General features: G+C 42.9%; 14 protein-coding genes. 10 read left to right on the plus strand and 4 right to left on the minus strand.

Features of this window, described 5'->3' with window-relative positions:
* Window positions 1-114: 114 nt before the first annotated feature.
* Window positions 115-1,542 carry a cytochrome c oxidase accessory protein CcoG gene (gene ccoG, locus AB4160_RS11300; protein ID WP_303502580.1) on the minus strand — a complete coding sequence of 476 codons (1,428 nt, stop codon included), beginning with the start codon at window positions 1,540-1,542 and terminating at the stop codon, window positions 115-117.
* A gap of 168 nt (window positions 1,543-1,710) precedes the next feature.
* Here ccoG and AB4160_RS11305 point away from each other — a divergent pair, with 168 nt between their 5' ends.
* From AB4160_RS11305 to AB4160_RS11315, 3 genes are all read left to right on the plus strand, one after another.
* Window positions 1,711-2,058 carry a hypothetical protein gene (locus tag AB4160_RS11305; protein ID WP_102475837.1) on the plus strand — a complete coding sequence of 116 codons (348 nt, stop codon included), beginning with the start codon at window positions 1,711-1,713 and terminating at the stop codon, window positions 2,056-2,058.
* Window positions 2,059-2,145: 87 nt separating this feature from the next.
* Window positions 2,146-3,048, plus strand: coding sequence for a 1,4-dihydroxy-2-naphthoyl-CoA synthase (locus tag AB4160_RS11310; protein WP_102520252.1), 903 nt, complete (start codon window positions 2,146-2,148; stop codon window positions 3,046-3,048).
* Window positions 3,049-3,248: 200 nt separating this feature from the next.
* Window positions 3,249-3,458: a DUF2061 domain-containing protein gene (locus AB4160_RS11315; protein WP_102439900.1), complete on the plus strand. Its 210-nt coding sequence runs from the start codon at window positions 3,249-3,251 to the stop codon at window positions 3,456-3,458.
* Window positions 3,459-3,508: 50 nt separating this feature from the next.
* Here the strand turns inward: AB4160_RS11315 and AB4160_RS11320 are convergent, their stop codons facing one another.
* Entirely contained in the window at window positions 3,509-4,714 is a 1,206-nt protein-coding gene (locus AB4160_RS11320) for a potassium/proton antiporter (RefSeq protein ID WP_102475839.1), read from the minus strand.
* A 641-nt stretch (window positions 4,715-5,355) separates the two neighbouring features.
* Here AB4160_RS11320 and AB4160_RS11325 point away from each other — a divergent pair.
* From AB4160_RS11325 to pstB, 4 genes are all read left to right on the plus strand, one after another.
* Window positions 5,356-6,165 (plus strand): phosphate ABC transporter substrate-binding protein, encoded by an 810-nt coding sequence (locus AB4160_RS11325; RefSeq protein WP_102475840.1) that lies wholly within the window; start codon window positions 5,356-5,358, stop codon window positions 6,163-6,165.
* 74 nt (window positions 6,166-6,239) lie between these two features.
* Window positions 6,240-7,151, plus strand: coding sequence for a phosphate ABC transporter permease subunit PstC (pstC, locus tag AB4160_RS11330; RefSeq protein ID WP_076541861.1), 912 nt, complete (start codon window positions 6,240-6,242; stop codon window positions 7,149-7,151).
* A complete protein-coding gene (gene pstA / locus AB4160_RS11335) occupies window positions 7,151-8,014 on the plus strand; it encodes a phosphate ABC transporter permease PstA (protein ID WP_372004679.1) in 864 nt (287 codons plus the stop codon). Before pstC ends, pstA begins: the two co-directional genes overlap by 1 nt.
* A 12-nt stretch (window positions 8,015-8,026) precedes the next feature.
* Entirely contained in the window at window positions 8,027-8,776 is a 750-nt protein-coding gene (gene pstB / locus AB4160_RS11340) for a phosphate ABC transporter ATP-binding protein PstB (RefSeq protein WP_372004681.1), read from the plus strand.
* A 135-nt stretch (window positions 8,777-8,911) separates the two neighbouring features.
* On the opposite strand, the gene AB4160_RS11345 is transcribed toward pstB, so the two are convergent.
* Window positions 8,912-11,062: a heparinase II/III family protein gene (locus AB4160_RS11345; RefSeq protein ID WP_102475843.1), complete on the minus strand. Its 2,151-nt coding sequence runs from the start codon at window positions 11,060-11,062 to the stop codon at window positions 8,912-8,914.
* A 4-nt stretch (window positions 11,063-11,066) separates the two neighbouring features.
* Complete coding sequence (locus tag AB4160_RS11350; protein WP_102439905.1) at window positions 11,067-13,202, minus strand: heparinase II/III family protein; 2,136 nt, start codon at window positions 13,200-13,202, stop codon at window positions 11,067-11,069.
* Between the two features lie 436 nt (window positions 13,203-13,638).
* Here AB4160_RS11350 and AB4160_RS11355 point away from each other — a divergent pair, with 436 nt between their 5' ends.
* From AB4160_RS11355 to AB4160_RS11365, 3 genes are all read left to right on the plus strand, one after another.
* On the plus strand, window positions 13,639-13,971 hold the full coding sequence (locus AB4160_RS11355; protein ID WP_102437243.1) for a cupin domain-containing protein: 333 nt from the start codon (window positions 13,639-13,641) through the stop codon (window positions 13,969-13,971).
* An 18-nt stretch (window positions 13,972-13,989) separates the two neighbouring features.
* Window positions 13,990-14,931: a sugar kinase gene (locus AB4160_RS11360; protein ID WP_102437245.1), complete on the plus strand. Its 942-nt coding sequence runs from the start codon at window positions 13,990-13,992 to the stop codon at window positions 14,929-14,931.
* A gap of 78 nt (window positions 14,932-15,009) precedes the next feature.
* On the plus strand, window positions 15,010-15,633 hold the full coding sequence (locus tag AB4160_RS11365; RefSeq protein ID WP_102437247.1) for a bifunctional 4-hydroxy-2-oxoglutarate aldolase/2-dehydro-3-deoxy-phosphogluconate aldolase: 624 nt from the start codon (window positions 15,010-15,012) through the stop codon (window positions 15,631-15,633).
* The last annotated feature ends 46 nt before the right edge of the window (window positions 15,634-15,679 follow it).

The following is a 15,679-nucleotide window of genomic DNA, read 5'->3' on the forward strand; positions in this document are numbered from 1 at the left end:
TTAGCGCAAGGGCTTTTATGAAGAAAACGATAGAAAATGGCTTGTTCGTTGCTATTTCAAACGAAACGCACAAAAAAGGGACTAACCGTCCCTTTTAAGGCGCTATATCAGGCTTTACTCACCAAAGAATCTTGATTCTTGTTTGATGACAACGGCCTTATCATCAATGGTCGCGGCTACGATTAAGTTAATTTTAGTCACGGTTCGCTCTAACACCCCTGGATCGACAGCAATACTAATAGGTAAGGTGAGCACTTCACCCGCTTGCACTGATACGGTTTGTGGACCGCTCCATTCATATCCTTCAATACCATCCATCGAAAGTGCATATTGCTGTGCTTGCTCAGTTTTATTAAGTAGCTTTAAGGTATAGGTGTTCTGCACTAAGCCATCGTTGGTTATTCTATATAAAGCATTTCGGTCTCGGATAACATCCATTCGCACAGGGGCAATTGTGGCGCTGGCATAGATAAACACTAAGATCATGACTGTTAACGCCACACCATAACCCACCAATTTCGGTCTTATGATGCTTTCTTTAACGTTTTCTAATTTATTTTCGGTGGTGTAGCTGATAAGTCCCTTGTCATAACCCATTCGCTCCATTGTGGTATCGCAGGCATCAATACAGGCGCCGCAGTTAATACACTCATATTGCAGCCCATTACGAATATCAATACCGGTAGGGCAAACTTGGACACATAGGTCACAGTCAATACAATCACCTAAGCCCATTTCTTTAGGGTCTGCTTTGCGTGAACGTGGGCCACGGGTTTCACCACGTTTTGCGTCATAACCGACTATATAAGTGTTCTTATCAAACATGGCTGCTTGGAAGCGCGCATAAGGGCACATATGAATACACATGATCTCACGCATCCAGCCAGCATTACCGTAGGTTGCTAAGGTAAAAAATACTACCCAGAAATAAATGCCAATATCGGCATTAAGGGTAAATACATCAATATAGACTTCACGGCTTGGCACAAAGTACGACACAAAGGTCATCGCTGTAAGTAATGATATGAGTAACCAAGAAGTGTGTTTGGCTGTTTTACGCCATAGTTTATTAAAGCTCCAGGGCATCTGATCGAGCTTGATACGTTTATTTCGCGCACCTTCAAACTTCTCTTCTAACCAGATAAAGATAAATGTCCACACGGTTTGCGGACAAGTGTAGCCACACCAAACTCGCCCGAGATAGGTGGTAACAAAAAACAGTCCAAATGCGGCAATAGTAAAGAGTGCTGCCAACAGGGTTAAATCTTGCGGCCAAATAGTGAGATTAAAGATGTGGAACTTCTGTTCACCCAAATTAAACCACACGGCTTGTCTATCACCCCAAGGCAACCAAGGCAGGATAAGAAAGAAAGATAAAGTCGCCCAGCCAATACGGCGTCTTACCGTGGTCCACAGTCCTGTGACAGCACGGACATAGATACTGTTACTCGGATTAAAGCGATCCGCTTTACTGGCGTCGGGTTGATGAATCTTGATCCGGGTTTGCTTAGCATAATCTTTAGGTTGAGATTCTTGTGTCATCTTGATGCCTTACTACTCAAAAAAGGGGCAAATTCTGTTTAGGTTACAGAAAACGTTATTAATTTAGATAAAAATAGCCTGTAACTGCTACGCACTCGTTTATAGAGTGTTAATTGAGTGTATTATACTCGCATTGTTTAAACTTATTCACTTTAATTGGACTAAAAGATGAGAGGCTGGATCCTTATAGCACTGATTGGCGGCGTTATTTACTACTTTGCCACCGAAACCGACAAATTAGATGAACCTATTGCTGCAGTTGAGTCGGTATTCAACGATACAGAAAAAAAACTAAAATCAATGACGGGCACTAAGATCACCAGAAAGGAAGATATCATCCCCACCATTCCCAGTGAGGTGATTGAAAGACTGACAGCTAAAGAACTCACTGAACTGAAAAGCGTGTTTACTGACAATGAGTCTGTGAGTGCATTTAAAGATGAGTATTGCGGTTTTGGGCTGACACATCCTGCTATTAGTAAACAAAACCTGCAATTTATCTGCGATAAAATATAATTTTTGGCTTTCCTGCCCTATGTCAATTGACCTGAGAATTATTTCAGCCTAGCCTTTGGATAATCTATTGAAAAAGGCTAGCAAAAAATGACTCAGCAGGTTTCCGACATATTCGACCCAACACTTTGGGACACTGTAACTGACTTCGATTTTGAAGACATCACTTATCATCGCGCAAAAGATCAAGGTACGGTGCGTATCGCGATTAACCGCCCCGACTGTCTTAATTCATTCCGCCCAAAAACCGTTGATGAACTCTACACTGCGTTAGATCATGCCCGCCAATGGTCCGATGTCGGCTGTGTATTAATTACAGGTAACGGCCCATCAGCAAAAGGTCAGCACTCTTTTTGCGCCGGTGGCGATCAGCGTATCCGAGGTAAAGATGGCTATAAATATGAAGGCGCAGAAGAAGGTAAACCTGATGTGGCACGCATGGGCCGCTTGCACATATTAGAAGTACAACGCCTTATCCGCTTTATGCCTAAAGTGGTTATTGCTGTAGTACCTGGCTGGGCTGTTGGCGGCGGCCATAGCTTACATGTTGTGTGCGACCTCACCTTAGCTTCTAAAGAACATGCGGTATTTAAGCAAACGGATCCTGATGTAGGCAGTTTTGACTCAGGCTATGGTAGTGCTTATTTAGCGAAAATGATCGGCCAAAAACGTGCTCGTGAGATTTTCTTCCTTGGCTTTAATTATACCGCTGATGAAGCGTTTGATATGGGCATGGTTAACCGCTCTATCCCCCATGCTGAACTTGAAACTGAAGCATTAAGCTGGGCGAAAGAAATCAACAGTAAATCCCCAACCGCGATGCGTATGCTCAAATATGGCTTTAACTTGCCAGATGATGGTTTGGTTGGGCAGCAATTATTTGCTGGTGAAGCCACTCGTTTAGCTTATGGCACAGACGAAGCGCAAGAAGGCCGTGATGCATTTTTAGAAAAGCGCGACCAAGACTTTTCTAAGTTCCCTTGGCATTACTAATACTTGCTGTTGCTTACTGTTGCTTACTATCGTTAACTTAGAAGATGTCAGCCACTCATAGTAATAGCAGCAAATTAAGCCGACCATTTCTCGGTCGGCTTAATTGAAAAATCAAATAACGCCTATCGATAAACTGACCTTTACAACCTAGATGATAACAATTATCATTTGCGTCAGGTTAATAAAACAGGTCATTTATCATGAAAAAAACAATCACTTTCGCCATCTTACATTTCTGTGTCGCTTTTACTGTCACTTATCTATTAACAGGCAGTATTGTTATCGGCGGCGCTATCGCACTATTAGAACCTGCTGTAAATACCGTAGTATTCTATTTTCATGAGAAAGTCTGGAAACGCATTGAGCAAGCTAAAGCTGAAGATACCTTGCAACAACTCAGCGCAGCTTAACCCCCATTTATAATGGCTTAGCCAATTACAGTATCAAATGATCTGATCGATCACTCTGCTTTATGCTGCTCTTTTTGCTCTAACCCAAGTTTATTGGCCAAGGGGGCAATAGCGCCGCCCTGAATAAACACAGACATCAATACAAAAAAGAATACCATGTGGACGATTTCTATCGCACCTGGTACGCCTGCCGCTGCAGGTATTAAGGCAAACACAATCGGAGTTGCCCCTTTTAGGCCTATCATTGAAATAAATAAACGCTTTTTCCAGCTGGCCTTCACAAACGGCAAGTAACATAACTGCACCGCTAACGGTCTCGCGACCAAGATAAGTAATAGCCCCGGAATAATAGAAATCCAAAAGACGTTCATTAATGTCTGCGGGAATATCTGCAGTCCGAGCACGATAAACATCAACGCCTGCGCCAACCAAGATAAACTATTAAAAAAGTGTAAATTAACCAGTTGGCCGCGCTTAATGCCATTACCTATCACCACACCAGCAATATAAGACGCCAGTAAAATATTACCGCCAAGCATCTCGGCGCTATAAGTAGCAATAATAAAGCTCGCTAACACAAATACCGGAATAAGCCCGAATTCAGCCAAACTAATTCGATTAAGCAGTAATACTGCTAATTTACCAATTAAGAAGCCCACCACAATGGCAACCAAAATCTGGCTCGCTAGGTGCAGTGATAAGGTTGAAATAGCAACCGCTTGATGAGAAGCCAGTGTCATATCGGTTAATACAATCACCATTAGCATTGCCACAGGGTCATTGGTGGCTGACTCGAACTCCAGCACAGTATCGGTTTGCTCTTTTAACTTAAGCTTTTTAGACTCTAAAATTGAAAATACTGCCGCCGCATCAGTTGAAGATACGATAGCGGCAAATAACAAGCAGGTGATTAGATTAAAATCCAGCAGTCCATAAAGAATTGCCGCAAAGATGAGTGTGGTAAATATCACCCCAAATGACGCTAATACTCCGCCTTCTTTATAGGCCACTTTAATTTTATCGGTGGAGGTATTTAAGCCACCGACAAATACAATCACATTAAGTGCCAACCCCCCTATCCATGCAGTTTGGTCGAGATTGTCATACACGAAATTAAACTCACCATTACCCAAGGATAAACCGACCCCCATAAATATCAGCAACGAAGGTATGCCTAAGGTGCGAGATGGATGGTGCAATAAAATGCCAATAACAATGAGTACTGAGATGCCAATCATGACCATTTCTGTTGTCATACATTTACCTTATATAGTGTGAATAATGTCGATGATCTCTGCTGTAATAGTGGGCGTTGCATGCGGTGTGCATATCTTAGTTGCTCGTAAACTTGGCAATGAAAAGGTAAAAAGACGATGTTGCAGTGTACATTGCGATGACTTAACCCCACTCAAACGGCGGTTAAGCTTACTAATTGTATATTATTTTAGCGCCTTAATTGATTGTCATAAAACTTTCATATTAGCCCAAATGTTAATAACCACTGCATAAAGAAAAACCCAAATATCGACACAAGGTTAAAATAAACTTAATTCACAATTAACTTAACACAGCAAAACAACTAACTGACAAGCCCCGAACGCACTCAAGCACCCACTACAACTATATCCACATAAAGCCTGCAAATTTAAGAAATTAAAAGCCAACTTCCAAAATGCCTCACTCGACCACCCGTTATTGATAACAACCAATTAACACCAACAAAACGACAACCTAACCACAATTAATCCAAATTAATTTGCTCGCTTTTGACTGTAACTTAACTGTCATATTGATCTGTCTTAATGCACTCGCTTCAAATCGAACCTTAAAAGAGAAGCGCCCTAATGTTGATATCCAAATGGATTAAACGAACTACCTATATTAAGTGGAACTTGTGATGAAAAAAGTGATTGGTTTACTAACAGCTGTTGGTTTAATGGCAGCACCTCTTGTTCAAGCTGGTACAGTTACAGTGTCTGGTTCAACCTCTGTTGCCCACGTTATGGAAGTGCTGGCAGAGAATTATCAAAATACGACAAACAAAAATGTTGAAGTACAGGGCACCGGCTCATCAGCAGGCATTCGCGCCGCTAAAGATGGCACCAGTATGATTGGTATGTCATCTCGTAATATCAAACCAAATGAATTAACGCCAAAAACAAAAGAAATTGTTATTGCTCGTGATGGTATTGCTGCTGCAGTAAATAAAGCAAACCCAGTTAAAGACCTGACTCAAGAACAAATTTCTAAAATCTACCGTGGCGAAATCAAAAACTGGAGCGAAGTTGGCGGCGAAGCACGTCCAATCGTTGTTGTTACTCGCGAAAATGGTTCCGGTACTCGTGGCGCATTTGAAGAAATCATGCAGCTACAACGTAAAGTTAATGGCCACACAGTAACTGCTATTACTCCTTCAGCTCAAGTCGGTAACGGTAACGGCATGATTAAAACCATCGTTGCTAACAACCCATACGCTATTGGTTATATTTCACTAGGTAGTGTTGATGATTCACTCAACGCATTATCAGTCAATGGTGTTGCAGCAACCGATAGCAACATTGCCGCTGGCGACTATCAAATTGCCCGCCCTTTCATTGCGTTAATAAATGAAGACGCACCAGCAACAGCAAAATCATTTATTGAATTCATTATGTCTGCAGACGGTCAAGGTATCGTTGCAGAAGAAGGCTACATCCGCGTTCAGTAATTACTGATTGAATGCATGGCATAAGAAGGCCTAGACCTTCTTATGCTGCTTTTTGTTTATATAGAGGTTGTAACATGGAAACGGCTAGCAAAATAGACATGACGACAAAGGTGTCACTGTCTCCTGCCAAGAAAATTGATTGGGTAGAACTACTCTTTCACGGGTTATTTTTTCTCAGCGCCATGGTCGGCGTGGTATCGGTCATCACTATTGGCTGGTTCGTTTTCTATGAAGGATTACCCGCATTTAAAGAAGCGGGAGTGTTAAACCTCATTTTTGGTAAAGAATGGCTACCACCTGCGCTTTACGGTATCGCCGCCATGATTGTCGCCTCGCTTGCTTCAACCATGGGCGCGGTAATGATTGGCGTACCAGTCGCAATATTAACCGCAGTCTTCTTAGCGGAAATTGCCCCAAAGTGGCTCGCCAACATTGTTAGACCTGCTGTTGAGCTATTAGCGGGTATTCCGTCGGTGGTTTATGGCTTTTTCGGTTTGATTGTTATCGTGCCAGCTATTGAAAGCATTTTTAATATTCCTGCAGGTAACACTCTATTAGCGGGGATTATCGTGTTGGCGATTATGATTTTGCCAACCGTTATTACGATTTCAGAAACATCGTTAAGAGCACTCACCCCGACTTACAAAGAAGGTGCTTTAGCCTTAGGGGCATCGCACATTTACAGTATTTTTAATGTGCTAATTCCTGCAGCTAAAAGCGGAATTTATACCGGTGTGGCTTTAGGTGTCGCCCGCGCCATTGGTGAAACCATGGCCATTATCATGGTGATGGGTAATGCCCCTGCTATGCCAGGCTCGCTACTTGAACCTGCACGTTCATTAACGGCTAACATCGCAATGGAAATGTCTTATGCAACCGGTATCCACTCAAGTGCCTTGTACGCTACAGGCATTGTATTACTGGCCTTTATCGTTTGTTTAAATGCTGGACTACTTTATCTAAACCGTAAAAGAGGACATGCATAATGACTCAAGTATCAAACAAGCAATCCCGAGAGTTTAAAGACAAGGCTGCACTGGCTGGCGTTTGGGCATCTGCAGCGCTCACCATCGTATTTTTACTTTGGGTCGTATGGCACATTTTATCTAACGGCTTAAGCCATGTCAGTTGGGAGTTTATTACCAGTAGCTACACTCGTATTGGCGAAGCATCAGGTATTTGGGCGATGATTGTATCAACCGTTTATATGGTTGGATTGTCACTGGGTATCGCAGCGCCACTGGGGATTATGACCGCTATTTACTTAACCGAATACGCCAAACCTGGCAGTAAATTGGTTGAAGTGATCCGTTTTTGTATTGAATCATTAGCCGGTATACCATCGATTGTTTACGGCCTGTTTGGTATGACATTCTTTGTGACAGTACTCGGCCTTGGGTTCTCTATCCTTGCTGGCGCGCTGACACTATCAATGCTGATTTTACCTGTGATAATCCGCACCACTGAAGAAGCGCTAATGGCGGTACCTATGAGCTACCGTGAAGGGGGTTATGCACTGGGCAGTTCAAAGATTTATACCATTTGGCGCCTCATTTTACCTAACGCATTACCGGGTATTGTGACCTCAATTATTTTGAGTACAGGCCGGGTGATTGGTGAGTCGGCACCGGTATTTTTAACCGCGGGCATGGTGACACAAATTCCAGAATCAGTATTAGATTCTGGCCGCACCTTAACCGTGCATTTATATAAACTCACCCAAGAATTATTTACTCAACATGAGTGGGATCAGGCCTATGCCACAGCCACCATCTTGATTGTATTAGTGCTAGTACTCAATCTAGCCACCAAAATTATCGCAGCTCGATTTGATAAACATTCACATTAAGGCAATTTAAAAATGAACAAGCTTGAAGTCAATAATCTCAACCTTTTCTACGGCGAAAACCAAGCGCTGAAGAATATTTCATTGCCTATTCCTGCTAAACAGGTCACGGCGTTAATTGGCCCGTCAGGTTGTGGTAAATCAACCTTATTGCGCACCTTAAACCGCATGAACGACTTAGTGGCAGGGGTAAAAATTGATGGTGATGTGTTATTTGAAGGCGAAAACATATATTCAGACATTGATGTAAAACAACTGCGGATGCGCGTGGGCATGGTATTTCAAAAACCCAACCCATTCCCAATGAGTATTTATGACAATGTTGCCTTTGGCCTAAAAGCGCAAGGCGAAAAAGACAAGTCAGTGGTTGATAAAACCGTAGAGGAGTCTCTGCGTGGTGCAGCATTATGGGATGAAGTGAAAGAACGCCTTCATAGTCCAGCACTTGGTTTATCAGGCGGTCAGCAGCAACGTTTGTGTATTGCACGTGCTATTGCTATGCAACCTGAAGTGATTTTGATGGACGAGCCAACCAGTGCGCTTGATCCGATAGCTACCCATAAAATTGAAGAGTTAATGGACGAGCTACGTAAAAAGTTCACCATCGTAATTGTGACTCACTCAATGAATCAGGCAAAACGGATTTCAGATAAAACCGCCTTCTTCTGGATGGGCGAGTTAGTTGAACACGCGGATACCGCCACCTTATTCCAACACCCAGTAGATAGCCGCACTCAAGGTTATGTTAGCGGTGAATTTGGTTAAGCTGTCTACTAAATAGTTTATCCAAGCCTGCTTATACTGCCCGCTAAAGACAAAAAGCCCGAGACTAACATGGTTAGCTCGGGCTTTTTTGATTGGTAATAAATAAGACTGCTTATTAGGCAGCCTTATTGGCCATTAACCAATATGCACTTCACCTTTCCAGCTTACTGTTTTACCAGCAATTTCAAGGCTTGTGTGGCTGTCTGCATTGACATCAGCTTTGTTTGATACAAACACATTAACCTCTTGGCCTGACACCAGCGTCAGTTTCACAGCTGATGCATCAGCTGTGTGAGTGAGTACTTCAACCTTGCTCACTTGACCGCGAGCATCAGTGCTCGCTTCAATCGCTTCATTGAAATAGCCATGGGTTTCATAGACGTTAGCAAATAAATGCGTCTTGCCTTGCTGACGTAACAGCATTACCGGCTCGCTGCGTAAGTTAAAATCAGGATCATTGGCGCCAGTACGGGCAAAAATGACTTCACTGTCTTGGGTTGCGCTGCTCACCATTGAATAGTAGCTGCTGCCCATTAACCAGCTTACCAAGCTGCCTTGTTGATCAACCTTGCCTGAAGCAATGTTCCACAAGTGCTGATAACCTGATTTTTCACCGACAGGCTTAAGCTTAGACGCCGTTTGGTACTCAAAATCAGTACGGATAATTTGACCGCTGTGATGCATTACATAATCATAGGTATGCTGCTCGTCACTGGTTAAGCGGAATAAATCCAATACGATTGGCTTAGCAATGCCGGCAACTTCGAACATCACTACTGTGCGTTGTTGATCAACCCCTGGGTAGTAGCCACGTACAAATGCACTCATGGCTTGCATGTTGTTATCACCTGCCACAAAGAAGTGCGGTTCACCCCAACGTGCTTCAGCAGTGGCGGTGTCACCTTGGTTTTGACTGGTTTCATCAACCACAACTGTATTGTGAGCAACAGTTTGCTTACAGTAGCTTTTGTTTTCTGGGATGTAACGACCGCCAAATTTTGGCTCAACGTTAACCCAACGGCCAAAGCCATAGTCGTGAGTCACTTCTTGACCGTGATTAAACAGGCTGAGGTGTAAACCATCAAAATGACCGTGATCTAATGCTGAATGCAATTTATGGTCACTGCCGTGTTGGCCGTACCATAGTAGCGCCATGCTATCGTCAGCTTTAACATCACGATGACGTAAAATTGAAATACCGCCGCGCTCGCCTTGTGGGCCATCGGTTAGCTGTAAACTACCCCAGTTAAAACCGGCGAGTTTTTCAGAGTTCGCTACACCGTCAGATAATGCGGCACCTGATCCATGTACCCAAACCTTGTCTTGATGCACTGCCATTGATTTAAGGTTGTCATCTTGGGAGTAACGCTTAAAGCACACGCTAGTGGCAATTAAAACGCCTTCATCTTTAATGTCCATGGTTTTAGATGAATCATTAAGGGCTGGCAACACACCATTAGGGAACGCGGTAGACATCACGGCGTAAGTGGTGGTTTTAATCACTTGATCTTTTAAGTTATAGATATCGATTTCAGGCTGACGACGTTGAATAGTCTCAGCAAATAAGTAAATCGGTCTAAGCGAGAAACGGTGATAATACGGACCTTCCATATAGTAACCATCTGGCGAGAACAGTTGCGTAAGCTGAGCAATAAAGCCACCTGATACGCTGTCACCCGCTAAGCCATAAAGTGCTTTATCAACACTGGCTTGGTCGTTAATGGCGTAACCACAAATACCCACACCCGCCACAGCCCAAAGGCCATGGTTATGGACGATGTCAAAATCGTGGGCATAAGTATCAACAAACAAGTCAATCATAGGACGGAATAAGTCGTTTTCGATTAACTGTTGTTCGTCAGTGGTTAACTCATGACGAATACACGAATAAGCACAAGATGCATACAGCATCCACATGTTTTCATTCAGTGTCTGATGGAAAATACGCCCCGGTGGGTTTGAGTCACGGCTAGTGTTCAGCTCAAAGCTGGTATACACCTTAGCGTACTCAACCAACATGGTTTTAGCGTAATCAAGGTAGCGCTTATCTTGAGTGATCAAGAATAAACGCCCTGCTAAATCCAGGTGAATATAGTTTTGCTTATGGCGGTTATGCTCATAACCGCCCGCTTCACCGTGGCCAGGAATTTCAATGCCGACAGGTAAATAAGCTTCAAGGGCTGCCACTTCAGTAGCAATAGAGCGGCCCATTAAGCTGTCTGTATTTAGATGAGTACGTAACTCGGCAGCTTCTTCAAAGCTCATTAATAATGGTTGGTAACTCATGGTATTAACCTCTTACTTCAACAGCAAAGTAACCCTGCCATTGGAAATCTTGATTGTTAAATGTCACGCTAGTTTTGCTCTCGTCAGTCACGCCAACTTGGTTACTGACCATCACAATGATTGAGTAATCTTTAGCGATAATTTCGATGACCGATCCCTGCTCATTGGTGCCAATAACCTTAACCTCGGTAATTTGGCCGCGGGCTTCAGTACTGGCTTCAATGGCTTCATTAAAGTAACCATGAGTCTCAAGTACGTTGGCAAATAGCGTGTCTTTTGCATTGCGACGTAATACTAAGCCTGGCTCGCTGCGTAAGTTAAATGATGGGTCATTGGCACCGCTGCGAGTAAAGATAACTTCGTCTTCTTCGCTTGATGCCGTAAGCCAAGTGTAATAGCTGCTACCTTGTAACCAGCTCACTAAAGTGGTGTCTTTTGCTTTACCTTGACCAACATTCCAAAGATGTTGATAACCAAAATCATCACCTAGCGTCGATAACTCGGCGTGAGTTTGATAATCAAAGTTTGTCCGCACGATTTGACCATCGTAATGCAGTGCGTAGTCATATTGATGCGCCACCTCACTGGTTAAACGGTATAAATCAACCAAGATGGGTTGTGCTAAACGCTCGTCGTTTATCATGAGCAAGCTACGTTGCTGATCAACCCCTTCATAGAAGTCACGACAAAATGCACTCACACCTTGAATTTCTTTATCATCACCGCTAAAGAAGTGTGGTTCACCGTGGCGGCTATCAGCTAATTTAACGTCAAAGTTGTTTTGACACTTTTGATCTACCGCTACCGCATTATGGGCAATAGTTTGGCGAGCATAAGATTTGTTTTCATCTAAGTAACGACCACCAAATTTTGGCTCCACGTTAACCCAGCGACCAAAGCCGTATTCACGTAATACTTCTTGGCCATTGTTAAAGAAGCTCACTCCTAAGGTATCAAAGTGACCATGGCCCATGCCGTGTTGACCGTAGTTCATCACTAACTGGCTCACATCGCCTTTATTACTTTGCATACGTAAAAATGCCTGCGCGCCACGATCACCATTTGGGCCTTCGTTTAGCTCAACACTGGCCCAGCAAGGGTTTAAAGCAGCTTCATTGTTATCAAAAGCGCTTGAAAGTGCTTGGCCACAAGCATTAACCCACACTGTATCTTGAATCTGCGCCATGCCTAAGATGTCATCATCAATACCATAGTGTTTCGCGTATAAGCTCAGCGCCACAATCACACCCGCATCGCAAATATCCATGGTCAGTGAAGCATCATTTAATGCAGGGAATACCCCATTTGGATAAGCTGTTGCCAGCATTGCTTTAACGGTTTTACCAATGACTTGACCGTTAAAGTTAAAGATATCTAGCTCAGGACGGTGACGGTGAATCGCCTCAGCAAACAAACATAGTGGACGAATGGCATAACGATGATAGTAAGGACCTTCCATGTAGTAACCAGAAGGAGCAAACAACTTACTGATTTGCGCTAAATAACCGCCTTCAATGTCATCACCTTTAAGACCGTGAATAGACATTTCAACATATTCAGGCTTATCGATGGCTAAACCACACATGGCAACAGCTGCTACAGCCCAGATGCCGTGGTTATGGATGCGGTCAAAATCGAATGCATACTTATCAGTAAACATATCTAACATTGGCTGGAATAAACCATCGATAATGGTTTGCTGCTGCTCAGCAGATAACCAATGGCGAATACAGCTATAACCTAAGCTAGAATAAAGCAGGAAGACATGTTCATTGAGGATTTGATGAAACAAACGACCCGGTGGGTTAGTGTTCAATTGCTCATGATAATCAAGCTTCAAATACTTATCTGCATAAGCAAGTAACAGGTCAGCTGTATACTGAGCGTACTTGTCTTCACCTGTTACCAGAAACAAACGTCCTGCTTGGTTAATATATTGATAGTTTTGTTTGTGACGATTATGTGCATAACCACCCGCTTCACTATGGCCAGGGACTTCAACCCCTAACGCCATAAACGCGTCAGTATCTTCAATTAACTTGGTTAAGCTTTTACCCATTAGGCTATCTTTACCTAATTCATTGGCGATTGATGTGATTTCCGACTGTTCAAAAAGTACCGCTTTAATGGCTTGCGACATATTAACCTCAAACTAAAAGTGCTCATCTGAATCTAAAATAATACAAATAAACAAAAATTTCAGCATATATAAACTAATAATAGACTTGGATCACTGACTATTAGTTTTAGTTTTCACTATCAACTGTGCTTATTAAAATAATGAATAAATTACATAATTTATTTTTAACCCGATAAATCAATCAGATAGATGTATGACCTGTAAAATAATATAAAACAAATACGAAGCCGATCACAGTTACGGTAGATTTGTATTACAAATAAAAGTATTTTACTAGTACACTTAGATCATACTAAACAAGGTGGCGTTCGATTAACGTACAAATTGAGCGGCAACTTTAGCCAAGATAAATAGTCGATACCACAAAGTTCAATCAAGCACTAAGGCCTGATGAATATAGCTTACTTGCTGCTATCGACAATAAAAGGAGATTGTAATGAACGCATTTTATGAAGACGACAAAACCGCTTGGGAAGACCTAGGTGATGGTTTGAGCCGCAAAATAATTGGTTATACTCCTGATTTAATGGCTGTATTTGTAAAATTTGATAAAGGTGCCATCGGCCACCCGCATACTCACGACATTCACGATCAAATTGGTTATGTGGCTGCAGGCAGCTTTGAAGCTGAAATCGATGGTGTTAAAAAAGTGCTTAAAGCTGGCGATGCTTATATTGCGCCTAAAATGGTGATGCATGGTGCCGTCGCGTTAGAGCAAGACAGCATTTTAATTGATATGTTCAATCCTGCTCGTCAAGATTTTCTATAAAACCAAATAGGAGCTGATATGTCTATGTTAAAGGTCGGTATCATTGGCGAATGCATGATTGAACTGCAACAACGTGATGGCGAACTTGTCCAAAGCTTCGGTGGTGACACCCTGAATACTGCGGTGTATTTATCTCGATTAACTCAAGATAAAAATATGACCATCAGCTACTTCAGTGCCTTAGGTCAAGACCCCTTCAGCCAAAACATGCTTAAAAGCTGGCAACAAGAAGGCATAGATACCCAGCACGTTCAAATTATGTCTGAAAAGCTGCCAGGTTTATACGCTATCGAAGTCGATGACGAAGGTGAGCGAAGCTTCCATTACTGGCGTAATGATGCCGCGGCAAAATTCTGGTTAGAACACGCTTCAGCAACACTGCTAACAACGATCAGTCAATACGATGTGTTGTACTTATCAGGTATTAGCTTGGCGATTTTAACCCCTAAAAGCCGAGCAATACTGTTCGACGTCCTGCAAAAGTGTAAAGACAATGGCGGCAAGATTATTTTTGATAATAACTTCCGTCCCAGATTGTGGCAGTCACATCAACAGGCCCAAGAAAGCTATCTTAAAATGTTGGCCCTAACCGATATTGGCTTACTCACGTTTGAAGACGAACAAGCCTTGTTTGGTGACACGCAACTGGCAACCTGTATCGATCGCAGCCTCAGTGCAGGCATGAGCGAAGTAGTCATTAAGCGCGGTGCAGAAGAGTGCCTCATCGTCACCAAAGACGGCCAAGTTAGTGTGCCAGCCACCTTAGTAGAAACTGTGGTTGATACCACCTCAGCGGGCGATTCATTTGCTGCTGGGTATTTGTCACAACGTTTACTGGGCGCAAGCCAACAACAGTCAGCGCTTACCGGTCATGCATTAGCAAGTGAAGTGATCCAGCACAAAGGTGCCATCATTGATATCAGCGTAATGCCAGCAATACCAATGGCCTTTGATTCATAGCGCTAAGTATTTTCTGCAACAGTTTTAGGTAATCCATTTGGGCGAATTACCGCTAGTTATTATTCAAAAGGAAACAATATGAGCACGCTAAACGAAAGACTAAAACAGCTAAAAGTTATCCCGGTCATTGCCATAAAAAATGCCGATGATGCGGTGAAACTCAGCCAAGTTTTAGTTGAAAATGGTATGCCTTGTGCGGAAATTACCTTCCGTACTCCAGCAGCGGCTCAAGCCATTAAGAATATGCGCGCAGCTTACCCTGATATGTTAATTGGTGCGGGCACGGTATTAAATTCAGCAACGGTAGATGCGGCTATTGATGCAGGCGTGGATTTCATTGTTAGCCCAGGTTTTAACCCAAGCACGGTTAAATACTGTCAGCAACGCGGTATGCCGATTATCCCTGGTGTAAACAACCCATCATTAGTTGAGCAAGCAATGGAAATGGGTTTAGACACAGTTAAGTTTTTCCCAGCAGAGCCTTCTGGCGGCATATCAATGCTAAAAGCATTAACCGCTGTTTACCCAGTAACAATCATGCCTACTGGTGGCGTTTCACCAAAAAACATCAATGACTACTTAGCTGTTGATGCTGTGGTTGCCTGTGGTGGAACTTGGATGGTGCCAGCGAATTTAGTTGATAATCAGCAATGGGATGAAATTGGCCGTTTAGTTCGTGAAGCGGTAGCTGCACTAAACTAATACCTGTGGTGAATATAATGAGTTGCTGCAAATGAGCAAGTTGCAG

The sequence above is a fragment of the Shewanella sp. 10N.286.51.B8 genome, assembly GCF_041469325.1.
Lineage (GTDB): Bacteria > Pseudomonadota > Gammaproteobacteria > Enterobacterales > Shewanellaceae > Shewanella.

Excerpts from the sequence above, each read along its gene's own strand:
- ccoG (WP_303502580.1), bottom strand. The coding sequence starts at position 1,542 with ATGACACAAGAATCTCAACCTAAAGATTATGCTAAGCAAACCCGGATC.
- AB4160_RS11305 (WP_102475837.1), top strand. The coding sequence starts at position 1,711 with ATGAGAGGCTGGATCCTTATAGCACTGATTGGCGGCGTTATTTACTAC.
- AB4160_RS11310 (WP_102520252.1), top strand. The coding sequence starts at position 2,146 with ATGACTCAGCAGGTTTCCGACATATTCGACCCAACACTTTGGGACACT.
- AB4160_RS11315 (WP_102439900.1), top strand. The coding sequence starts at position 3,249 with ATGAAAAAAACAATCACTTTCGCCATCTTACATTTCTGTGTCGCTTTT.
- AB4160_RS11320 (WP_102475839.1), bottom strand. The coding sequence starts at position 4,714 with ATGACAACAGAAATGGTCATGATTGGCATCTCAGTACTCATTGTTATT.
- AB4160_RS11325 (WP_102475840.1), top strand. The coding sequence starts at position 5,356 with ATGAAAAAAGTGATTGGTTTACTAACAGCTGTTGGTTTAATGGCAGCA.
- pstC (WP_076541861.1), top strand. The coding sequence starts at position 6,240 with ATGGAAACGGCTAGCAAAATAGACATGACGACAAAGGTGTCACTGTCT.
- pstA (WP_372004679.1), top strand. The coding sequence starts at position 7,151 with ATGACTCAAGTATCAAACAAGCAATCCCGAGAGTTTAAAGACAAGGCT.
- pstB (WP_372004681.1), top strand. The coding sequence starts at position 8,027 with ATGAACAAGCTTGAAGTCAATAATCTCAACCTTTTCTACGGCGAAAAC.
- AB4160_RS11345 (WP_102475843.1), bottom strand. The coding sequence starts at position 11,062 with ATGAGTTACCAACCATTATTAATGAGCTTTGAAGAAGCTGCCGAGTTA.
- AB4160_RS11350 (WP_102439905.1), bottom strand. The coding sequence starts at position 13,202 with ATGTCGCAAGCCATTAAAGCGGTACTTTTTGAACAGTCGGAAATCACA.
- AB4160_RS11355 (WP_102437243.1), top strand. The coding sequence starts at position 13,639 with ATGAACGCATTTTATGAAGACGACAAAACCGCTTGGGAAGACCTAGGT.
- AB4160_RS11360 (WP_102437245.1), top strand. The coding sequence starts at position 13,990 with ATGTCTATGTTAAAGGTCGGTATCATTGGCGAATGCATGATTGAACTG.
- AB4160_RS11365 (WP_102437247.1), top strand. The coding sequence starts at position 15,010 with ATGAGCACGCTAAACGAAAGACTAAAACAGCTAAAAGTTATCCCGGTC.